The 21804-nt window shown below is 66.5% G+C and carries 20 protein-coding genes; 7 read left to right on the plus strand and 13 right to left on the minus strand.

Annotation, left to right across the window (positions count from 1 at the left end; genetic code table 11):
• Positions 1-13 precede the first annotated feature (13 nt).
• From prfB to GGR04_RS12655, 3 genes are all read right to left on the minus strand, one after another.
• Positions 14-1142 (minus strand): peptide chain release factor 2 gene (gene prfB, locus GGR04_RS12645; RefSeq protein WP_183200252.1). Its coding sequence is split into 2 segments (ribosomal slippage): positions 14-1072 and positions 1074-1142, totalling 1128 coding nucleotides; the frame shifts between segments, so codons are not numbered across the junction.
• A gap of 123 nt (positions 1143-1265) precedes the next feature.
• Positions 1266-3710 carry a penicillin-binding protein 1A gene (locus tag GGR04_RS12650; RefSeq protein WP_183200253.1) on the minus strand — a complete coding sequence of 815 codons (2445 nt, stop codon included), beginning with the start codon at positions 3708-3710 and terminating at the stop codon, positions 1266-1268.
• Between the two features lie 196 nt (positions 3711-3906).
• Complete coding sequence (locus GGR04_RS12655; protein ID WP_183200254.1) at positions 3907-5094, minus strand: N-acetylmuramoyl-L-alanine amidase; 1188 nt, start codon at positions 5092-5094, stop codon at positions 3907-3909.
• 576 nt (positions 5095-5670) lie between these two features.
• Here GGR04_RS12655 and GGR04_RS12660 point away from each other — a divergent pair.
• Complete coding sequence (locus GGR04_RS12660) at positions 5671-8556, plus strand: Rne/Rng family ribonuclease (protein ID WP_183200255.1); 2886 nt, start codon at positions 5671-5673, stop codon at positions 8554-8556.
• A 69-nt stretch (positions 8557-8625) separates the two neighbouring features.
• Here GGR04_RS12660 and GGR04_RS12665 read toward each other — a convergent pair whose 3' ends face one another.
• A complete protein-coding gene (locus GGR04_RS12665; RefSeq protein WP_183200256.1) occupies positions 8626-9798 on the minus strand; it encodes a pyridoxal phosphate-dependent aminotransferase in 1173 nt (390 codons plus the stop codon).
• Between the two features lie 107 nt (positions 9799-9905).
• On the opposite strand from GGR04_RS12665, the gene GGR04_RS12670 reads away from it, so the two are divergent.
• The 5 genes from GGR04_RS12670 to aat all read left to right on the plus strand — a co-directional run bounded on the left by GGR04_RS12670 (position 9906) and on the right by aat (position 14815).
• Positions 9906-11297, plus strand: coding sequence for a M48 family metalloprotease (locus tag GGR04_RS12670; RefSeq protein WP_183200257.1), 1392 nt, complete (start codon positions 9906-9908; stop codon positions 11295-11297).
• Complete coding sequence (locus GGR04_RS12675; RefSeq protein ID WP_183200258.1) at positions 11294-12061, plus strand: DsbA family protein; 768 nt, start codon at positions 11294-11296, stop codon at positions 12059-12061. The genes GGR04_RS12670 and GGR04_RS12675 overlap by 4 nt, the downstream gene beginning before the upstream one ends.
• A gap of 175 nt (positions 12062-12236) precedes the next feature.
• Positions 12237-12716 carry an acetyl-CoA carboxylase biotin carboxyl carrier protein gene (accB, locus tag GGR04_RS12680; protein ID WP_183200259.1) on the plus strand — a complete coding sequence of 160 codons (480 nt, stop codon included), beginning with the start codon at positions 12237-12239 and terminating at the stop codon, positions 12714-12716.
• A 58-nt stretch (positions 12717-12774) separates the two neighbouring features.
• The gene (gene accC / locus GGR04_RS12685) at positions 12775-14127 is read left to right on the plus strand and encodes an acetyl-CoA carboxylase biotin carboxylase subunit (RefSeq protein ID WP_183200260.1); all 1353 of its coding nucleotides are present in this window, start codon (positions 12775-12777) and stop codon (positions 14125-14127) included.
• Between the two features lie 13 nt (positions 14128-14140).
• On the plus strand, positions 14141-14815 hold the full coding sequence (aat, locus tag GGR04_RS12690) for a leucyl/phenylalanyl-tRNA--protein transferase (protein WP_183200377.1): 675 nt from the start codon (positions 14141-14143) through the stop codon (positions 14813-14815).
• On the opposite strand, the gene GGR04_RS12695 is transcribed toward aat, so the two are convergent.
• From GGR04_RS12695 to GGR04_RS12725, 7 genes are all read right to left on the minus strand, one after another.
• On the minus strand, positions 14755-15165 hold the full coding sequence (locus GGR04_RS12695) for a DUF2155 domain-containing protein (RefSeq protein WP_183200378.1): 411 nt from the start codon (positions 15163-15165) through the stop codon (positions 14755-14757). The genes aat and GGR04_RS12695 overlap by 61 nt on opposite strands.
• Positions 15166-15176: 11 nt before the next feature.
• A complete protein-coding gene (locus tag GGR04_RS12700; protein ID WP_183200261.1) occupies positions 15177-15566 on the minus strand; it encodes an NADH:ubiquinone oxidoreductase subunit NDUFA12 in 390 nt (129 codons plus the stop codon).
• A gap of 71 nt (positions 15567-15637) precedes the next feature.
• On the minus strand, positions 15638-17137 hold the full coding sequence (gene gatB, locus GGR04_RS12705; RefSeq protein ID WP_183200262.1) for an Asp-tRNA(Asn)/Glu-tRNA(Gln) amidotransferase subunit GatB: 1500 nt from the start codon (positions 17135-17137) through the stop codon (positions 15638-15640).
• 54 nt (positions 17138-17191) lie between these two features.
• Positions 17192-18673, minus strand: coding sequence for an Asp-tRNA(Asn)/Glu-tRNA(Gln) amidotransferase subunit GatA (gene gatA / locus GGR04_RS12710; RefSeq protein ID WP_183200263.1), 1482 nt, complete (start codon positions 18671-18673; stop codon positions 17192-17194).
• Complete coding sequence (locus tag GGR04_RS12715; RefSeq protein WP_183200264.1) at positions 18670-19194, minus strand: GNAT family N-acetyltransferase; 525 nt, start codon at positions 19192-19194, stop codon at positions 18670-18672. The genes gatA and GGR04_RS12715 overlap by 4 nt, the downstream gene beginning before the upstream one ends.
• Position 19195: 1 nt before the next feature.
• Entirely contained in the window at positions 19196-19483 is a 288-nt protein-coding gene (gene gatC, locus GGR04_RS12720) for an Asp-tRNA(Asn)/Glu-tRNA(Gln) amidotransferase subunit GatC (protein WP_183200265.1), read from the minus strand.
• Positions 19484-19579: 96 nt separating this feature from the next.
• Complete coding sequence (locus GGR04_RS12725; RefSeq protein ID WP_183200266.1) at positions 19580-20281, minus strand: metal-dependent hydrolase; 702 nt, start codon at positions 20279-20281, stop codon at positions 19580-19582.
• A 93-nt stretch (positions 20282-20374) separates the two neighbouring features.
• On the opposite strand from GGR04_RS12725, the gene ruvX reads away from it, so the two are divergent.
• Complete coding sequence (gene ruvX / locus GGR04_RS12730; protein ID WP_183200267.1) at positions 20375-20869, plus strand: Holliday junction resolvase RuvX; 495 nt, start codon at positions 20375-20377, stop codon at positions 20867-20869.
• Here the strand turns inward: ruvX and GGR04_RS12735 are convergent.
• Together GGR04_RS12735 and GGR04_RS12740 are read right to left on the minus strand one after the other, a co-directional pair.
• On the minus strand, positions 20806-21141 hold the full coding sequence (locus tag GGR04_RS12735; protein WP_183200268.1) for a DUF6105 family protein: 336 nt from the start codon (positions 21139-21141) through the stop codon (positions 20806-20808). The two genes, ruvX and GGR04_RS12735, sit on opposite strands and share 64 nt — an antisense overlap.
• On the minus strand, positions 21141-21641 hold the full coding sequence (locus tag GGR04_RS12740; protein ID WP_210291776.1) for a hypothetical protein: 501 nt from the start codon (positions 21639-21641) through the stop codon (positions 21141-21143). The genes GGR04_RS12735 and GGR04_RS12740 overlap by 1 nt, the downstream gene beginning before the upstream one ends.
• Positions 21642-21804 lie beyond the last annotated feature (163 nt).

Here is a 21804-nt window from a genome sequence, read left to right on the forward strand (position 1 = left end):
CCGGAGCGATCCGTCAGTCGATGTCGCTGACCGCGGCGTCGCCGCCGAAGACGCGCTGCGCCAGCGCGGCCTCGATGAACTCGTCGATGTCGCCGTCGAGCACCTGTTGCGGCGACGTGCTTTCGGTGCCCGTGCGCAGATCCTTCACCATCTGGTAGGGCTGCAGCACGTAGGAGCGGATCTGGTGGCCCCAGCCGATGTCGGTCTTCGACGCGGCAGCGGCGTTGGCCTTCTCCTCCTGCTTGCGCAGCTCTTCTTCGTAGAGGCGCGCCCGCAGCATGTTCCAGGCGGTGGCCCGGTTCTTGTGCTGCGACCGCTCGCCCTGGCACTGAACGACGATGCCGGTCGCCAGATGGGTGATGCGCACCGCCGAGTCGGTGGTGTTGACATGCTGACCGCCCGCACCGGAGGCACGATAGGTATCGATGCGCACGTCGCCTTCGTTGACGTCGATCTCGATGGAATCATCCACCACCGGATAGACCCAGACCGACGCGAACGAGGTGTGCCGCCGCGCTTGGCTGTCATAGGGCGAGATGCGCACGAGCCGGTGAACGCCGGACTCCACCTTCATCTTGCCATAGGCGTTGTGGCCCTTGAGCAGGATGGTGGCGGACTTGATGCCGGCCTCTTCGCCGGAATGCTGCTCGAGCATCTCGACCTTCATCTTCGCGCGCTCGCCCCAGCGCATGTACATACGCAGCAGCATCGACGCCCAGTCCTGGCTCTCGGTGCCGCCGGCGCCGGAGTGGACTTCGAGATAGGTGTCGTTCGAATCGACCTCGCCCGAGAGCAGCGTGTCGATCTGGCGCTCTGCCACTTCCTTCTGAAGACCGCGAATGCCGGCCTCGGCCTCGGCGACGATCCCGGGATCGCCCTCTTCCTCGCCCATCGCGATGAGCTCAATGTTGTCGGCCAAGCTCCGCTCGATGGTGCGGATGCCGTTGATCGACGTGTCGAGCCGCTGGCGCTCCTTCATCAGGCGCTGGGCTTCCTGGGGGTCGTTCCAGATGGTGGAGTCTTCGGCGGCCGCGTTCAGCCGATCGAGTTCGCGCAGGGACTGATCCCAGTCAAAGATGCCTCCTCAGCAGGCTTACGGCCTGCTTGATTTCGTCGACGATCGATTCGATTTCGGCACGCATGCCGCGACCTCGCTTTGCTCTGCAATGGTGGGAATGGACGGACCATAGGGACCGCGCCCTGTGCTGTAAAGCGAACGGACCATACCGAAGAGGTCCGTCCGCCCGCGATCCTGAATGCGACCGCTAGAAGAGCCCGCCGGCGCCCGACGCGATGGCTTGGGCTGCCGCCGGCGAGATCGCCTGCGCGGTGGGCGTGCCGCCGGAATTGTCGTCGCCGATGATCTGGTAGACGTCCGCCGGGCCGGTGCCGGGCTTGAAGGCCTCGACGATGGCGTCGGCGCCTTCCGAACTCGTCGCCATGCCGGTCTTCCGGTTGACGGCGATCTGCGTCATGCCCTCGGGAATACGGAAGTCGACCGCCGGCCTGCCGGCCAGCGCCTGCTTCATGAAATCGACGAAGACCGGCGCCGCGAAGCCGCCACCGCTGGCACCGTGGCCCATGGGGGTTGGATTGTCGTAGCCGAGAAAGATGCCGGTCACCAGATCGGGCGTGTAACCCACGAACCAGCTGTCCTTCTCGTCGTTCGTAGTACCGGTCTTGCCGGCTACGGGCACGCCGAGTTCCTTGACCACGGTGGCCGTGCCGCGCTGCACGACGCCTTCCATCATCGAGGTGATCTGGTAGGCGGTCATCGGGTCGAGCACCTGCTGACGATCGTCGACCAGCTCCGGCTCCGCCTGATCGGCCCAGCCGTTGCCGTTGCAGCTCTCGCACTTGCGGTTGTCATGCTTGTAGACGGTGCGGCCGTAGCGATCCTGGATCCGGTCGATGAGCGAGGGCTCGATCGAGCGCCCGCCATTGGCCATCACCGAATAGGCCGAGACCATGCGCAACACCGTGGTCTCGCCCGACCCCAGAGCCATCGGCAGGTAGGGCAGCATCTTGTCGTAGATGCCGAAGCGCTCGGCATATTGCGCAACGAGATCCATGCCCATGTCGCGGGCGAGACGGACCGTCATCAGGTTGCGGCTCTTCTCGATGCCGAGGCGGAGCGTCGAGGGCCCGGCGGACTCGCCGCCGTAGTTCTTCGGCTCCCAATAGCCGCCATTGCCGTCGGGGATCGAGATCGGCGCGTCCATGATCACCGAGGCGGGAGTGTAGCCGTTGTCGAGCGCGGCGGCATAGACGAAGGGTTTGAACGAGGAGCCCGGCTGGCGATAGGCCTGCGTGGCGCGGTTGAACTCCGACTGCGCGTAGGAGAAGCCGCCGACGAGCGCGAGGACGCGCCCGGTGTGCGGATCCATCGCCACCATTGCGCCCTGCACCTTCGGGGGTTGGCGCAGGCGATAGCCGTCGCCGTCGTCCTTCTTCTCGACATAGACGACGTCGCCGCGCGACAAAACCTGGTCGGCCGCGCGCACCGAGCCGCTGCGGCCCTCGCGGTTCACCCGGAGCGCCCAGCGCATGTCGGCGAGCGCGATGGTGCCCATGTCGCGATCCGGCCCGAGACGACCCGACACCTCGCGCGACGGCTGGAGACCGATCGAGACCGAATCGTCGGAGGCGGCGAGCACCACGGCGAGGCGCCATTCCGGCACGTCGCCGAGCGCCTTCTCCTCGCCGAGCGGCGCGCCCCAGTCGCCGGCGATCTCGACCGTATCGACCGGCCCGCGATAGCCGCGGGCCTGATCGTACTGCACGAGCGCGCGCTGGAGGGATTTGCGCGCCTCGACCTGCAGCTTGGGATCGAGCGTCGTGCGGATCGATAGGCCGCCCTCGTAGAGTGCCGAGGTGCCGTAGCGGTTGATGATCTCGCGCCGCACCTCTTCGGTGAAATAGTCGGCGGAGCTGACATAAGCACCGCTCGGGCGGATGTTGATGCCAAGGGGCTTGGCCTTGGCGACGTCGGCGTCGTCCTGCGAGATCGCGCCGTTCTCGGCCATCCGGTCGATGACCCAGTTGCGACGTCCGATCGCCTCGTCCGGACTGCGGAACGGGTTGTAGTTCTCGGGCGCCTTGGGCAGCGCTGCGAGATAGGCGACTTCCTGGATCTCGAGTTCGCTCACCGACTTGTTGAAATAGGAGAGCGAGGCAGCCGCGACGCCGTAAGAGCCCATGCCGAGATAGATCTCGTTGAGATACAGCTCGAGAATGCGGTCCTTTGAATAGGCTTGCTCGATGCGCAGTGAGAGGACGGCTTCCTTCACCTTGCGCTCCATTGAGCGCTCATTGGTCAGGAGGAAGTTCTTCGCCACCTGCTGCGTGATGGTCGAGCCACCCTGCATCGGGCCGCCGCGCACGAATACCAGAGCCGCGCGCGCGATGCCTTCGAGATCGACACCGTGATGCTCGTAGAAGTTCTTGTCCTCGGCCGAGAGGAAGGCGGACTTCAGCAGCGTCGGAATCGCCTGGATCGGCAGGTAGAGACGGCGTTGCTTGGCGTATTCGGCCATCAGTCCGCCGTCGGAGGCGTGGATGCGCGTCATCACCGGCGGCTCGTAGTTGGCGAGCACCTGATAGTCCGGCAGATCCTGGCTCATGCTGTCGACGTACCAGGCGAGCCCGCCCGCCACGAGAAGCGCGAACACCGTTCCGATCCCGAAAAAATATCCGAGCAGTCTGATCATCGTGTCCCCGTCATCCGCAGATCGGCGTCGCTTTTTCGACCCGCCGACGCGCTGGTGGCGCGACCGTCGCCGATCGAACCGTATCTCATCTGCGTTGGTCCATAAATGAGGCGAGCCCGTGTTGCGAGCGGCACTGAAGCCTGGGGTGTCGCCCTCTTGCAACGCTCGACTTACGAACCGGCGTCGCGCGCCTCGTCTACCGGCTTTGAGTCGCGACGGGGGCTCCGTGCTGGCGCGCAAATTCGACGATCGAGCGGCCAAGGACGTGTGCCACCTTCTTCTGCCACTCGCCCGACTTCAGCAGCTTTTCCTCTTCCGGGTTGGACAGGTAGCCGATCTCGAGCAGGATCGACGGCACGTCAGGCGCCCGCAGCACCCGGAAGCCGGCGGACCGCTTGGGGTTGTTGATCAGCCGGATCCCGCCGTCGCGCAGTTCGGTGACGAGGCCGACCGCGAAGTGCTCGGAGAAGCTTTCGGTCTCTCGCCGTACGAGATCGACGAGGATGTCGTGGATCTCGGGGGCGTCCTGATCCCATTCCCGTCCGGCGAACCGGTCGGCCGAGTTCTCGCTCTCGGCCAGTTCGCGGGCGAGACCATCGGAGGCGCGATCCGACAGCGTGTAGACGGTCGCTCCACGCAGATCCTTGAAGCGGATCGAATCGGCATGCAAAGACACGAAGAGATTGGCGCCAGCGCGGCGCGCGATCGCCGAGCGCTCGTTCAGCGGAATGAACGTGTCGTCGTCGCGCGTGAGCACGACCTTTACGCCGGACACCCCGGCCAGTTCGTCGCGCAAGGCCAGACCGAAGGCAAGGTTGACGGCTTTCTCTTCCGTTCCGCCCTCGCCCGTCGCGCCCCGGTCGATGCCGCCATGGCCAGGATCGATCACGACCACGAAGGGCGCGTCGCGCCGCGGTGCTCCGCCTGGCGGGTCGGCGGACGGGTTCGCGGCGGACGCGGCCTTGGGCATGGCGAACTGTAAATCGGTGCCCGGCGTCAGCGCCAGCCGCACCGTGGCACCCGTCTCGGTTCGCTCCACCGAGAGGGCCGGCTGCATCGCGCCCTTGAGCTCCATCATCAGACGGTATCGGTCCGGCCCCACGAGACCATGCCGGATGCTTTTCAAGGGCCCGGCTCTGCCTGCAGCGGGCAGCTTGGCGGCAGACACGGTGTCGGCGAGGTCGAGGGCGACGCGGTAGGGCTTGCGGAGAAGCACGAGCCGTGGGTCCGCCGGTCCCACCGTCGTCAAGGCGAGCGTCAGCCCGCCATCGGTTTCCTCGATGCGGATGTCCGTGACCACGGTCGCCGCGCTCGCCGCAGCCGCCGGCAGGGAGACGAGGCACGAGAGGAGGACGAGAAGAATCGACGTCAGGCGTGAAAGCATGCGTAAGCGGTTCTGGGTTCGGCCATCGAGGTTCGATCTGGGCGGTCGACCAAATGGAAGGTCAAAGCCTTATCAGACTGTGAACCTGCCTTGAATCGAGGCTGTCCACTTGTTTAGCGACGTGGCGCATCATAAAAGCGGAAGTGAGGCCTCCGCTTGATCGCTGGCGTGGCGACTCGGGTTCGTTGGCCGATGCGACATGCGATCGGGCTTCTCGGACGCGATGCCGCCCTTGCGCAAACGACGAACGCGGCGACCTCCGACAAATTCTGATTCGACCGAGCCATCGTCTCGGCGGAACCACCGCATGCCGGACAGGGCCCGTGGGCCGGTCGTCATGTACATTCATCGGCCGTCGCAGACGGCCATCCATTGTTGCAGGTCGCCCGCGCGTGTCATTGGCAGTGTCTCTCTCCATCGAACCTCGGATCGCTTTCCAAAAGCCGTCCGCGACGTTTCGACGGGGCGACGCCGGCCGTGGCGGGACGACCCCAGCGGACCCGCATGTTCCGATCACCGAACCGGCGCCAGACGCCGGATCGCCTCGGACGTCGAGCGTCCGGGAGTTGAGATCTCATGGCCAACAAGATGCTGATCGATGCGTCGCATCCGGAAGAAACCCGGGTCGTCGTCGTCAAGGGTAACCGGATTGAGGAGTTCGACTTTGAGTCCGAGCACAAGAAGCAGATCAAGGGCAACATCTACCTCGCCAAGGTGACGCGGGTCGAACCCTCCCTCCAGGCGGCCTTCGTGGAATATGGTGGCAACCGCCACGGCTTCCTCGCCTTCAGCGAGATCCATCCCGACTACTACCAGATCCCCGTCGCCGACCGGCAGGCGCTGATCGCCGAAGAGCTGGCCCGCTCGCAGGAAGAAGAAGAGCAGGACGAGCGCAAGGCGGCCGCCAAGGCCGCCCGGCCACCGCGCACGCGCCGCTCGACCGGCCCCGATGCGCAGGCCGCCGACGTGTCGGACGGCGACGCCGTCTCCGAGGACGTCGAGCCCGCCGATCTCGAAGACGATCACGACGGCGACGTGGAATCCGACGGCGAGGTTTCGGATGCCGGATCGGCGCAGCCGGGCCGCTACGAGGACGGGCACACCGACGAGACTTCGGCCGACGCGGAGAGCGACGACGAGGGCACGGACGGGGAAGCCGAAGCCTCGACCGAGCGCGGCGGGCGCGGACGTCGGCGCTCGCGCCGGCGCGAGCGCGTCAGCATGGCGAGCGAAGGCGGCGACGAGGAGGCCGAGCAGGTCGACGAAGTCGGCAGCGAAGACGCGATGGAAGAGGTTCCCGTCCGCAGCCGCCTGCCGCGCAAGCAGTACAAGATCCAGGAGGTCATCAAGCGCCGCCAGATCCTGCTCGTGCAGGTCGTCAAGGAAGAGCGCGGCAACAAGGGGGCGGCGCTCACCACCTATCTCTCGCTGGCCGGGCGCTATTCGGTGCTGATGCCCAACACCGCGCGCGGCGGCGGCATCTCCCGCAAGATCACCAACACCGCCGATCGCAAGCGGCTGAAGGAAGTGGCGCGCGATCTCGAAGTGCCCAAGGGCATGGGGATCATCCTGCGCACCGCCGGCGCCAACCGGACCAAGGCCGAGGTCAAGCGCGACTACGAGTATCTGATGCGCATGTGGGAGACCGTGCGCTCCCTCACGCTGCAGTCCTCGGCGCCCGCCCTCGTCTATGAGGAAGGCAGCCTGATCAAGCGCTCGATCCGCGATCTCTACAACAAGGACATCGATCAGGTCATCGTCGCCGGCGAGAACGGCTACCGCGAAGCCAGAGACTTCATGCGGATGCTGATGCCCGGCCAGTCGAAGGTGGTGCAGCCCTATCGCGAGGCGGTTCCGATCTTCGCGCGCCAGGGCATCGAGGCCCAGCTCGACAAGATGCTGCAGCCGAGCGTGACGCTGAAGTCCGGTGGCTACATCATCATCAACCAGACCGAGGCGCTCGTCGCCATCGACGTCAATTCCGGTCGCTCGACCCGCGAGCACTCGGTCGAGGACACCGCCTACCAGACCAATCTGGAAGCCGCCGAAGAGGTCGCGCGCCAGCTGCGCCTGCGCGATCTCGCCGGTCTGATCGTCATCGACTTCATCGACATGGAAGAGAAGCGGAACAACCGCAACGTCGAGAAGCGGCTGAAGGACTGCCTGAAGGACGATCGCGCGCGCATCCAGATCGGCCGGATCTCGCATTTCGGTCTGCTCGAGATGAGCCGCCAGCGCATCCGCGCCAGCGTGCTCGAATCGACCATGCAGCCCTGCCCGATCTGCTCGGGCAACGGCTACATCCGCTCCGAATCCTCGCTAGCGCTGCACGTGCTGCGTACGATCGAGGAGCACCTGCAGAAGCACGGAACCCACGACCTCGTCGTGAAGGTGCCGACCGCGACCGCGCTCTACGTGTTGAACGAGAAGCGTTCCTCGATCGACGAACTGGAGCGTAGTCATGGGCTTCGGATCCTGATCGAGGCCGTGGAGGGTCACGGCCACCAGCACATCTCGATCGAGCATGGCGCGGAGGCCAGCGGACGGCCGGAGCCGATCGTTCCGGTCGAGTACGAGCCCGAGCCGGACGACGAGATCGAGATCGACGAAAGCGAGGCCGACGACGAGATCGCCGAGGTCACCGAGAGCGTCGAGACCGTTGCGGAGGCAGCGCCCTCGAACGAGGACGAGCAGCGTGACGGTGGTCGTCGTCGTCGCCGCCGCCGCCGGGGCGGACGACGTGACGAGACGGGCGACGTTGCAGCGTCCGGCGAGGACGCCGCGGCCGACGAGGATGAGACTGCGGAAGATGTGTCGTCGGGTGACGACGCCGGAACGAACGCCGAAGCAGCGCCGGCAGACGCCGACGACGGACAGGACGAGGCCAGCCGCGAGCGCCGTCGCCGTCGTCGCGGTCGCCGGGGCGGTCGCCGCACCCGCGAGGATGGCGCGCATGACGAGGCGGTGATGGACGTCGCGGGCGGCGCAGGGGCCGGCGAGGCGATTTCCTACGGTCTTTCGGACGAGTTCGCTTCGAGCGCGGTCGAGGACGATCTGGCGCCCGTCGAGATTGGCGACGTCGCCGATCGCTCGTCGGACCCGGAGATGGTGGACGCCGTGGATGCGCTGGAGGGCGTCGATCTCGACGGCGGCCGTCTCGAGGATCTCGAAGCCGACCGCAATGCGGACGCACCCGACGAGAACGAGGTGATGTCGGCGAGCGCCGAGGCGGGCGCCTTGATCGACGGCAACCCGCCGCTCGACGTGGTGTTCCCCGACGAGGAGGACGCCACCAGCGTTCCCAACGAGATCGTCGAGAGCGAAATTGCTGCGGCGAGCGACCAGCCGGACTCGGCGACCCGCGTCCCCCGCGTTTCCGCCAATGGCGAGCAGGCCGGCGCGGACGGCGATGAGCAGAAGCCGAAGCGCACCGGCTGGTGGGCCCGCCGCAGCTTCTTCTAAGCTGCATCGAGCGAGATAGACGAACGATAAGGGCGGCCCTTCGGGGCCGCCCTTTTTCGTCGGGACCGTTCAATCCTGGCGGAAGAAGCTGCGCAGCCTCGCGACCGCTTCGTCGATCGCGGCCGGGGCACCGGCGTAGGACAGCCGCATGAATCCTTCGCCGTCGGTGGAATCGAAGTCGAGCCCCGGCGTCATCGCGACGTGGCACTCCATCAGAACGCGGCGCGCGAGATCACTGGCGGCCCCGTGTCCTTCGGGGATGCGGCCATAGGCATAGAAGGCCCCGTCGATGGGAGCGAGTTCCGAGAAGCCCAACTCCGGCAACGCCGCCAACAGGGTCGTGCGGTTGCGGAAGTAGTCCGCCTTCACGCGTTCCAACTCGTCGGTCGCCTCGAACACGGCCTCCGCGGCCACCTGACTGAGCTCGGGCGCCGAGATGTAGAGGCTCTGGCCGATGCGCTCGGCGGCCCGCACGAGCGGCACCGGCAGCACCAGCCAGCCGATCCGCCAGCCGGTCATGCAGTAATATTTCGAGAACGAATTCACGACGATCGGCCGCGACGAGAATTCGAGGGCCGAGGCCGCCGGCTGGCCGTAGACGAGCCCGTGGTAGATCTCGTCGGAAATGAAGGCGATGCCCTCGCGATCGGTGAACTCGACGAGCCGCCGCAACTCCTCGCGCGGTGTCACCGTGCCCGTCGGGTTGGCCGGGCTGGCGACGAGGACGCCAGCGAGCGGCGCCTCGCGATGAGCCGCGGCCAGATGGTCGGCCGTGAGGAGATAGCCGTCGGCGCTGCCCACGGGGATCTCGACGGGAACGATGCCGAGCGCCTTTAAAATGTTGCGATAGGCGGGATAGCCGGGCGACGCGATTGCGACGCGATCTCCGACGTCGAACGCCGCGAGAAAGGCCAGATTGAAGCCTGCCGACGAGCCGGTGGTGACCATGATGCGGTCGACGCCGACCGTCACGCCGTAGGTCTCGCGGTAGTGCCGCGCGATGCGGGCCCGAAGCCCGGCGCGCCCGAGCGCGTCGGTGTATCCCACCTGCCCGGCATCGAGAAACACGCGCGCCGCAGCTGCCGCCTTCGCGGGCACCGGCGCCGACGGCTGTCCCACGGCCAGCGAGATCACGGGCTCTCCCGCGGCGATCATCCGGTTGGCTTCCGCCAGAACATCCATGGCGCGGAACGGGTCGATTTCCGAGCGGCGGGATGCTTTGATCGGACGGGTGTCGTACATGATGGCCTCATATTTGCCGAATTGCGCGGCGGAGTGGACGGGCCGACGAACGCGGCACCGTCGCGCTCGTTCATAGGGTCGCGGCGACACGCATGGAAAGGGATGGAATGAGCGATTCCCGCAGGCATTGGCGGGGCCGCGCCCTCGCGCTGGCCCTTTCATGCGCGATCGCGGCGCCTGCATTCACGTCCCCTGCCGCGGCCCAAAGCGCCGGCAACCGCCTTCCGGTGGTGCGGGATGCGGAGATCGAGGCGCTGGTCAAGGACTACGCGACGCCGATCCTGAAGGCGGCAGGCCTGTCGCCCGACCGGGTCGAGATCGTGCTCGTCAACGACCTCGCCTTCAACGCCTTCGTGGCGGGGCGGCGCATCTTCATCAACACCGGAACGATCCTTGGCTCCAAGACGCCGAACGAGACGATCGGCGTCGTCGCGCACGAGATCGGGCATCTCGCCGGCGGCCATCAGGAGCGACTTCGCGACCAGATCGCGCGGGCGCAGACCATCGCGGTGGTCGCCAGCCTTCTTGGCGTCGGCGTCGCGGCGGCGGGCGCCGCCTCGGGATCGGGCGCGGTGGCCGGGCTCGGCGGTGGCCTTCTGTCGAGCGGCAGTGGCATCGCTCAGCGTGGCCTCTTCGCCTACCAGCGCACCGAGGAGACGACCGCCGATCGCTCTGCCCTCACCTACCTGCAGAAGACCGGCCAGTCGCCCAAGGGCCTGCTGCAGAGCTTCGAGGGGCTGATGCGGCGCAACATGCTGGCGGGGGTTTCGGCGAACCAGTATCTCTCGTCCCATCCCGCGCCGCAGGACCGCATCGGTTTCTTGCAGACCGCGGCACACGAGAGCCCGTTCTTCGACGTGATGGACCCGCCGGAGCGGCAGCTGCGGCATGATCTCGCCCGCGCCAAGATCGCCGCCTTCAACGGCGGTGCGCAGCAGGTGCGGCGCACCTTCGGACGCGATCTGCACAGTCTGCCCGCGCTCTACGGCGACGCGATCGCGACCCATCTTGCCGGCTCGCCGCAGGCGTCTCTTGCCAAGGTCGATCAGCTGGTGAAGTCCAACCCAAACAATCCCTGGTTCCAGGAGTTTCGCGGCGAGGTGCTGCTGGCGGCGGGCCGTTCGGAGGATGCCGCCGCCGCTTTCGGCAAGGCCGCGAAGCTGGATCCGACACGCTCGGGCTTGATTCAGGCCTCGGTCGGACAGGCCATCGTGGCCGGCGGCAAGCCGGAGCGCATGCGCGACGCGATCGGCCAGATCGAGCGTGGCCTCGAAGCCGATCCCGGCAATTCCAACGCCTACGTCTATCTTGCACGCGCCTACGGGGCGATCGGCGAAATCGGCTCGGCGGAACTCGCGACCGCCGAAGGCTACTGGGAGGCCGGCAACTTCCGACAAGCCAAGATCTTCGCCGCACGCGCGCAGCAGAAATTCCGTCCCGGCGTCCCACAGTGGCGGCGCGCGCAGGACATCCTCACCACGAAGGTCGCCCGCAAATGAGCCCGCGCAGTAAGCTCCTCACGACGGTCTCGCTCGGTGCCGTCCTCTGTCTCGCCGTGACGGCCCCGCCGGCACTCGCGTTCGACGAGACGCAGACGCGCGACATTGAGGGAATCGTGCGCAACTATCTCGTGGCGCATCCCGAAGTGCTGCTCGAGGCGATGAACGCCCTTGAGGCGAAGCGCGTCACGGAAGAGCGCACCACGCAGAAGCAGACGATCGAGGCGGCGAAGGCCGAGCTCACCAACTCGCCCGAAGGCACGGTCGTCGGCAACGTCGCCGGGGACGTCACCATCACCGAATTCTTCGACTACAATTGCGGCTACTGCAAACGCGCCGCCAGCGACATGGAAGCGCTTCTCGGCAGTGATCCCAAACTCCGAGTGGTGCTCAAGGAGATCCCGGTGCTCGGGCCGGCCTCGGAAGCGGCCAGCCGTGTCAGCCTCGCCTTCCGTTCGATCGCGCCCGAGCGCTACGCCGCCTTTCAAAAGGCGCTCCTTGCCTCGCGCAGCCAGGTCGATCAGGCACGTGCCCTCGCCGTCGCCGGCGATTTCGGCGTCGAGGCGAGCGTGCTGACGCCGCTGCTCGACGGACCCGCCGTACGTGCCGCGCTCGACGAGTCGGGCCGACTGGCCGGCGCGCTCGGGATCAACGGAACGCCGAGCTACGTGATATCAGACGAGGTCGTGGCGGGAGCGGTCGGCGCCGATACGCTGGCCGCCAAGATCGGCAATGTCCGCGCTTGCGGAAGCGCCACCTGCTGAGGGCGTCGCCGCCTGTCAAATCCCCGCTTTCCCCCGCGCTCCCGCCGGTTTATACGCCACTCTTCGAATGAACGCGCCGCAGGCTCGGGTCCGATGGGCCGCACGAACCCGGTGGACCGCATCGTCGATCCGGCCGATGGGAGCATCGACGGATCCGAGACCTCAAAGGAACGACATGTCGAACAAGGATTCCGCCGTAGACCGCTCGCTTGTCCGCGAACTCGCCGACATTCTGAACGACACGGACCTGACCGAGATCGAGATCGAACAGGGCGACCTGCGCATCCGCGTCTCGCGCCAGAAGGAATATGTCGCGGCCGGTGGATACGCGGCCAGCGTTCCCGCACCGATGATGATGCCCCCGCAGGCGATGCAGGCGCCCACGACGCCGATGTCGCCGGCTCCGACGAGCGGCCCCGAAATCGGCTCCGTTCCCTCGCCCATGGTCGGCACGGTGTATCTGGCTTCGGCGCCGGGCGCCAAGTCGTTCATCGAGGTCGGCCAGAGCGTCGCCGAAGGCGAGACGCTGCTCATCATCGAGGCCATGAAGACCATGAACCAGATCCCGGCGCCGCGTGCGGGCGTCGTGAAGCGGATCTGCGTCGACAACGGCCAGCCCGTGGAATACGGCGAAGCGCTCGTCGTGATCGGCTGAGCCGTCAGGCTCGCCCGTCCAGCCGGAACGCTCGACCCTTGGTCGATGAAAGGATGCCATGTTCAACAAGGTTCTGATCGCCAATCGCGGCGAGATCGCCCTGCGCGTGCTGCGCGCCTGCAAGGAGCTCGGCATCGCGACCGTCGCCGTCCACTCCACGGCCGACAACGCCGCCATGCACGTTCGCTTGGCGGACGAGAGCGTCTGCATCGGGCCGCCGCCGGCGCGCGACAGCTACCTGAACATTCCGCAGATCCTCGCAGCCTGCGAGATCTCCGGCGCCGACGCGGTGCATCCGGGCTACGGCTTCCTGTCCGAAAACGCGCGCTTCGCGGACATTCTCGACGCGCACAACATCACCTTCATCGGTCCGACCGCCGATCACATTCGTATCATGGGTGACAAGATCGAGGCCAAGCGCACCGCCAAGCGCCTCGGCATCCCCGTGGTGCCGGGCTCCCCGGGCGCCGTGACCGACGACGACGAGGCGATGGCCATCGCCCGCGAGATCGGCTTTCCCGTGCTGGTCAAGGCATCGGCGGGCGGCGGCGGGCGCGGCATGAAGGTGGCGCATACTCCTGCCGATCTCTCGATGGCCCTCGCCAATGCCCGGCAGGAGGCCGCAGCTGCCTTTGGCGACGATGCCGTCTATCTCGAGAAGTATCTTGGCAAGCCCCGGCATATCGAGGTCCAGGTCTTCGGCGACGGCATGGGCAACGCCGTGCATCTCGGCGAGCGCGACTGCTCGCTGCAGCGGCGCCACCAGAAGGTTTGGGAAGAGGCACGCTCGCCGGCGCTGAACGACGAGCAGCGCAACCGCATCGGCGAGATCTGCGCCAACGCCATGTCGGAACTGAAGTACCGGGGCGCGGGAACGATCGAGTTCCTCTACGAGAACGGCGAATTCTATTTCATCGAAATGAATACGCGCCTGCAGGTGGAGCATCCAGTGACGGAGGCCATCACGGGCCTCGACCTCGTGCACGAGCAGATCCGCGTGGCGGCGGGCCAGGGCCTATCGGTGCGCCAGTCCGACATCCACTTCTCCGGCCATTCCATCGAGTGCCGGATCAACGCCGAGGACCCCCGCACCTTCGTGCCCTCGCCCGGCCAGATCAGCTACTATCACGCACCAGGCGGCCTCGGCGTCCGCGTCGATTCCGGCGTCTACCAGGGCTACTCGATCCCGCCCTTCTACGATTCGCTGATCGGCAAGCTGATCGTGCACGGGCGCACTCGCAACGAGTGCCTGATGCGGCTGCGGCGCGCGCTGGACGAGATCATCGTCGATGGCGTGAAGACGACGCTTCCGCTGTTCCAGGATCTCATCGACAATCCCGACATCCAGGCCGGCGACTACGACATCCATTGGCTTGAGCATTATCTCGCCGAGCAGGCGAAAGCCGCCTGACGGCCATTTCGGCATGGTGCGTCGTCATCCGCTGAAACTGTCGCCTGAGCTTCTGCTGCGGGGGTATGCGGCTGGCATCTTTCCGATGGCGGAAGATGCCGACGATCCGTCCATCCATTGGGTGGACCCCGACCAGCGCGGGATCTTGCCACTCGATGGCGTCCACGTGCCGCGTAGCCTCGCCAAGGTGATGCGGCGCGGCACGTTCGACGTGCGCACGGACACGGCTTTCGCCGAGGTTGTCGATGCATGCGCCGAGCCGACGCCGGATCGTCCGCTGACCTGGATCAATGGGGAGATCCGCGATCTTTATCTCGGGCTTTTTTCGATAGGCCACGCCCATTCCGTCGAGTGCTGGGCGGACGGCAATTTGGTCGGCGGTCTCTATGGCGTGCGTCTCGGGGGAGCGTTCTTCGGCGAGAGCATGTTCTCGCGGCGCACGGACGCCTCGAAGGTGGCCTTGGTCCACCTCTGCGCCCGCCTGAGGACCGGTGGCTTCACCCTGCTCGACACGCAGTTCCTGACCAGCCATCTCCAACGCTTCGGCGCGATCGAGATCGAGCGGGCGGACTATCGCGAGCGCCTCGCAGACGCGCTCACACGCGAGGCGACGTTCGACCCGCTGGATTATCCGGCCGGTGGCGCGACGGCCGAGTCGGTTTTGCAGTCCTTGAGCCAGACGTCGTAGACGGGATGCTCGACGGCGTTGAGGCCGGGCGAGTCCGCGAACATCCAGCCGTCGAAGATGCGCCGGATCTCGCGTGTCAGTGTGATCTCGTCCACCTCGACGAAGCTGTCGGTCTTCGGCGCTTCGTCCTGCGAGCGCGTGTAGCAGGCGCGCGGCGTTACCTGCAGCGAGCCGAACTGCACGGTTTCGTCGACATAGACGTCGAAGGACGTGATCCGCCCGGTGATCTTGTCGAGTCCTGAGAAGACCGCGACGCGGTTGGCGATCCGCTCGGCCGACGCGGGTGCCGGAAGCGCAGTCGCGGCGACCAGAGCAAGAATGGCCGCCGTCAGGCGATATCGAAAGCGCATGGAGGTGGCTGTCAGGGCTGCCACGCGTCGTAGTCGCCGGTCACACGCGGGCGCTCCGCCGTGTTGAGCAGCGAGCCCTTGGGGCGGTAGGCCTTGCCGGTGCCGGTCATGTTGAGTTCGTGCGGCTTTTCCCAGACGTGCGGACGATAGTCTTCCTTCGACGGCGGCACGTCCACGCGGTGATGCATCCAGCCGTGCCAGCCCGGCGCGATGGCTGAGGCCTCGGCGGGGCCGTTGTAGATCACCCAGCGGCGCTTGCCGTCGGCCGTCTGGTAGAAGAGGTTGCCGCGCTCGTCCTCGCCCACCGGCTTGCCGAAACGCCACGTGTGAAGCCGCGTGCCGATCGTCTGGCCATTCCACCAGGTGAAGATCTGCAGCAGCCAGTCCTTGGTCTTGCTCATCGGCTCTTTCCTCGCGTCGGCAAGGGTTATGATCTCAGCGTCCTGCGATGTCCATCGCGCGCGCCCGTGTCTTATTCGAGGCCCAGCTTGGCCTTGACGATGTCGTTGACGGCCTGCGGGTTGGCCTTGCCGCCCATCGCACGCATCGCTTGGCCGACGAACCAGCCAGCGAGCGTCGGCTTCGCCTGCGCTTGCGCCACCTTGTCCGGGTTGGCGGCGACGATCTCGTCCACCGCCTTTTCGATCGCGCCGGTGTCCGTCACCTGCCGTAGGCCCCGGCTCTCGACGAGCGCCGCGGGATCGCCGCCCTCGTTCCAGACGATCTCGAAGAGATCCTTGGCGATCTTGCCCGAGATCGTGCCGTCGCGGATGAGGTCGAGGATGGCGCCGAGCTGGCCGGTGGCGATCGGCGTTTCCTCGATGCCCTTGCCGCTCTTGTTCAGCGCACCGAGCAGGTCGTTGATCACCCAGTTCGCCGCCTGCTTGGCGTCGCGCCCTTCCGCCACGCCCTCGAAATAATCGGCGATCGCCTTGTCGGACACAAGGATCGAGGCGTCGTAGGGCGAGAGACCAGCAACGTCGATCAGCCGCTGGCGCTTGTCGTCGGGCAGTTCAGGAAGATCGGCTCGCAGGCTCTCCACGAAGGCGTCGTCAAACTCAAGCGGCAGCAGATCGGGATCGGGGAAGTAGCGATAGTCGTGCGCGTCTTCCTTCGAGCGCATAGCGCGCGTCTCGCCTTTCACGGGATCGAACAGGCGCGTCTCCTGGTCGATCGAGCCGCCGTCCTCCAGAATCGCGATCTGGCGCCGCGCTTCCGATTCGATCGCCTGGCCCACGAAGCGGATCGAGTTGACGTTCTTGATCTCGCAGCGTGTTCCAAACGCGCCGCCGGGACGGCGCACGGAGACGTTGACGTCGGCCCGCATCGAGCCTTCGTCCATGTTGCCGTCGCAGGTTCCGAGATAGCGCAGGATCGTGCGCAGCTTGGTGAGGTAGGCCTTGGCCTCGTCGGCCGAGCGGATGTCGGGCTTGGAAACGATCTCCATAAGCGCCACGCCCGAGCGGTTGAGATCGACGTAGCTCATCGTGGCGTGCTGGTCGTGCAGCGACTTGCCGGCGTCCTGCTCGAGATGCAGCCGCTCGACGCCGACATCGATCTCCTCGAACTGGCCCTTCTGGTCCGGCCCGACCGAGACGATCACCTGCCCCTCGCCGACGATCGGATGAGCGAACTGCGAGATCTGGTAGCCCTGCGGCAGGTCGGGATAGAAATAGTTCTTGCGGTCGAAGACCGAGCGCTTGTTGATCTGCGCCTTGAGCCCAAGCCCGGTGCGCACGGCTTGGCGTACGCAGTGCTCGTTGATGACGGGCAGCATGCCGGGCATCGCGGCGTCTACCAGCGAGACGTTGTCGTTCGGCGCGGAGCCGAACTGCGTGGAGGCGCCGGAGAAGAGCTTGGCCTCCGACAGCACCTGCGCGTGCACCTCCATGCCGACGACGATCTCCCAGTCACCGGTAAGGCCGGCGATGAACTTCTTCGGGTCGGGCGTGCGGGTATCGACGAGGGACATGGCGAACTCTGAGTGGGACGGACGGACGAGCGGGACGTTAGGCGTTGCGCGGGGCTACCACCAGCGCGGCGCTTCGAACCGGCCTGCCGAGGTCTCGATGACCGAGGCCGCGGCGAACAGCGTCTCCTCGTCGAAGGGCCGGCCGATGAGCTGCAGGCCGAGCGGCGTGCCCTCCGCCGAGAGCCCGGCGGGAACGGCGATGCCGGGCAGGCCTGCCATGTTGACCGTGATCGTGAAGACGTCCTGCAGATACATCGCAACCGGGTCTTTCGCCAGGTTCTCGTCGCCGATGGCGAAGGCAGCCGACGGCGTCGCGGGCGTCAGCAAGGCGTCGATTCCATCATGGAACACGGTCTCGAAGTCGCGCTTGATTAGAGTGCGAACCTTCTGCGCCTTCAGGTAATAGGCGTCGTAATAGCCGGCCGACAGCACGTAGGTGCCGATCATGATGCGACGTTTGACCTCGCGGCCGAAGCCGCTGGCGCGGGTGTTCTCGTACATCTCGGCGATATCGCGACCGGGCACGCGCAGGCCGTAGCGAACGCCGTCGTAACGCGCGAGATTGGACGAGGCTTCCGCTGGCGCGACGATGTAGTAGGCCGGCAGCGCGTATTTCGTATGCGGGAGTGAAACGTCGACAATCTCGGCGCCGGCCTCGCGGAGCATCGCGATGCCCTTGGTCCAGAGATCCTCGATTTCGGAGGGCATGCCCTCGACGCGGTATTCGCGGGGAATGCCGATGCGCAGACCCTTCACCGAGCGGCCGACGGCCGCCTCGTAGTCCGGCACTTCGCGATCCACCGACGTCGTGTCCTTGGCATCGACCGACGCCATGGACCGCAGGAGGATCGCGGCGTCGCGCACGTCGCGCGCGATCGGGCCGGCCTGATCGAGCGAGGAGGCGTAGGCGGCGATGCCCCAGCGCGAGCAGCGGCCGTAGGTCGGCTTGATGCCGACCGTGCCGGTGAAGGCCGCCGGCTGGCGGATCGAGCCGCCCGTGTCGGTGGCGGTGGCGCCGGCGCAGAGATGCGCGGCCACGGCCGCCGCCGAGCCACCGGACGAGCCGCCCGGCACCAGGGCGACGTCCGAACCCGTGCGACGCCACGGATTGACGGTCGGGCCGTAGTGGCTCGACTCGTTCGACGAGCCCATGGCGAACTCGTCCATGTTCAGCTTGCCAAGCATCACCGCGCCATCGGCCCAGAGATTGGCGGTGACCGTCGATTCGTAGCGCGGCTCGAAGCCGTCGAGCACGTGCGAGGCTGCCTGCATGTGGACGCCTTCGGTGGCGAAGAGATCCTTCACGCCGAGCGGAATGCCTTCGAGTGCACCGGCCTCGCCGCGCGTCAGTCGCTCGTCCGACGCCGCTGCCATGGCGCGCGCCTTGTCCGCCGTGGTGGCGACGTAGGCGTTCAACGCGCCGTTCGCGCCTTCGATAGCCGACAGGTAGGCGCCCGTCAGTTCGCCGGCGGAGAACGTGCGGGCCTTCAGCGCGTCGCGAGCTTCGGCGATCGTCAGGGCGGTGAGGTCGGTCATGGTCGCGATTCGTCCGGAGTGCGGGAGATGGCGGCGGCCGAGCCGTCGCTCCCGAGGAGCTTGGTGTAGAACGCGGCATAGCCGCTGTCGGGATAGTCCGCGAAGGGGCCGCAGACCTCGAACCCGGCGCGTTCGTAGACCTTGCGGGCGGCATGGAAGCCGAGGCCGGTTTCGAGAGAGAGCCGGCCGAAGCCTTCGGCCCGCGCCTTCGCCTCGACGGCCGCCAACAGTTCATCGGCGATGCCGCGCCCCCGCGCGTCGGCGCGCAGATACATGCGCTTCACTTCCGCCAGACCTGCCGAGTGGCGCCGGAGAGCGGCGCAACCTACAGCCCGGCCGTCCAGACGCGCGACGAAGGTGGTGGTCTCCGGGCCGGCCATCTGGTCGGCGGTCATCTGGAAGCGGAACTCGAGCGGCGTGTCGGGCTCCTGCGCGTCGATGGCGTCGTTGAGCTCGGCGATCAGCGCGCGCACGTCGTCCTGCAACGGCGTCTCCTCGCAGATCGCGACGGGCGGTGCCATGCTACTCGACGACCTTCGGCACCAGGAAGAAATGCTCGTCGGTTTCCGGCGCGTTGGCGACGATGTCGTCAGCCTTGTGCCCATCGGTCACCACGTCGCGGCGCTTCTTCATCTCCATCGGGATGACCGACGTCATCGGCTCGACGCCGGAGACGTCGACCTCGGACAGCTGCTCGACGAAGCCGAGGATCGAGTTGAGCTCGCCCTGCATCGTCGCGACGTCCTCGTCGGTGACGGCGATTCGTGCGAGGCGCGCGACGCGTCGCACGGTGGCGGTATCGACGGACATGCGGATCCTTCGGAGCTGCGGTGGGGCTGATGGATCCCGCTATATCGGCGCCTCCGCCCCGACGCAACGTCGAGGCGGAGGCGAATGGAGGGCGCTCTAGATCTCGAAGGCTTCGCCGGGGGTGGGCGTCTTCACGCGCGAGGCCTCGTCCTCCATGGCTTCCTTGAACTTGTCGGGGTTGGGATCGAGGATCGGCATCGTGCCCCAATGCAGCGGAATGATCGTCTCGAAGTTGAAGTAGCGCCGGCAGGCCAGCGCAGCGACGGCCGCGCCCATGGTCAGCCGGTCGCCCACGGGAACCAGCCCGATCTTCGGGTGGTGCAGTTCCTCGATGATCGCCATGTCGGCAAAGATGTCGGTGTCGCCCATGTGGTAGACGCTGGGCCCTTGCGCGAAGTGCAGGACGAGGCCGTTGGGCATGCCGAGATAGGTGATCTCGCCATTCTCCGAAATGTCGGACGACGAGTGGAAGGCCTGCGTCAACGTCACCGAGAAGTCGTCGAACTTGATCGTGCCGCCGGTGTTCGCCGGCTCGATGTTCTCGACGCCCTTGCCCGACAGCCAGTTCACGAGCTCGTAGGTGCCGGCGACCTTTGCGTCGGTACGCTTGGCGATCTCGACGGTGTCGCCGACATGATCGGAATGCCCGTGGCTGAGAAGAATGTGGGTGGCGCCGTCCGTCGCCGCCTTCACGTCGCCCTTGAAGTGCGGATTGCCCGTAAGAAACGGGTCGATCAGGATGACCGACGAGCCTGTGTCGATCCGAAAGGCCGAGTGGCCGAAATACGTCATCTTCATGCTAGGAGGTCCTCGTCTGGGAGCGCGGCCTCTTTGGCCCCGTCGCCTTGCCGGCGACAGATAGGGCCGACGCCGAGCGATCAAGGAGCGTTCATGCCTGTCGTCGACATCACGGAACTCGCCGCTCACCTGCCGCCGGGAAGCCTCGTCGCGGGTCTCGACCTCGGCACGAAGACCATCGGCCTCGCAGTCTCCGATCTCGGCCTGCGCTTCGCCACGCCGCGCCCGGTGATCCGACGCGTCAAGTTCGGCGTGGATGCGCAGGTTCTGAAGGGTTTTCTCGATAGGGAGCGCTGCGGCGCGATCGTGCTGGGGCTGCCGCTGAACATGGACGGCAGCGAAGGACCGCGAGTCCAGTCGACCCGGGCCTTCGTGCGCAACTACCTGCCGCTCGACGACCGGCCCCTGTCCTTCTGGGACGAGCGCCTTTCGACGGTTGCCGCCGAGCGCGGCATGCTGGAGATGGACGTGTCACGCCGCAAGCGGGCGGAGCGAATCGACTCCGCCGCCGCGGCGTTCATCCTTCAGGGCGCGCTGGACAGGCTGTCGAGCGTGCGGTCCCGCCTCGCCGCCACGCGAGAGACTTGAGTTCGGCTGCGCAGCCATCCGGCAATGACCTTGCGACGCCGAAACGCGTAGAGCGCGAGGACGATGGCACTGTCGAGAACGAGGGCTCGGGCGACCAGCGGCGGGAGGCTTTCCGGCGCGACGCCCAAAGTCTTCCCGTAGATCGCGAAGACGAGGTCGTACATTTCGCGTGAGAAGAAGAAGGTGCCGAGGTTCCAATCGTGCGAGGCGAGAACGAACCACGCGACGAGAAACGAGATCGGCGCGAACCAGAGGCCGAGCAGCCAGCGCATCAGACTTCGCCCGCCGAAGTGTCCGGCGTCTTCATGTACCGGTCTTGACGCTCCCGAGGGATCGAGGCCTCGATCTCCAGCAACGCCTTGCGGAAGGCGAGATCATCCTCCTCGTCATCGGGCGCATGGACGACCGTATCGAACCCGAGCGCGAGAAGGCTGAGCGCCACCGACCAGAGGGCGAGGTCGATTCGATCGAAGACGTTGGCGAAGGGTTCTCCGAAGAGGAGACCCGCAACCACCATGCTCGTCGCGATGCCGATGCCGCCGAAGGCCAGAACCTCGCCCATCCGAACGCGCCGCTCGTCGGCCGTGTTGAGCATGGCGAGGGCGCACGCCAGCAGCGCGGCCGTCCCGAGCATGACGACGGCGATGAAGACGCCGCGCATGCCCTGCCCGGCGGGCGCTTCGAGCGCATGCCCCAGCAGCGTCGACTTCCCTGCAAGGCCAGCCAGTTCCGACAGGCCGGTGACGCCGAGGAAGCCCAGCCACAAACTCAACGCGAAATTCGTCGGCAATCTTGCCATGGTCGCACCCTCGCCAGCGTTAACAAATCGTAAACGCCAAACTCCGCGTTTCGGCTGCCGCTCGCAACGGAAAGACTTTCTTAGGGTTAACGAGCGCTGCGTAGCGCTCTGCCGCCGCTTGTGAGGAGGACCGGTT

This window comes from Aureimonas pseudogalii (genome assembly GCF_014196835.1).
GTDB lineage: Bacteria > Pseudomonadota > Alphaproteobacteria > Rhizobiales > Rhizobiaceae > Aureimonas > Aureimonas pseudogalii.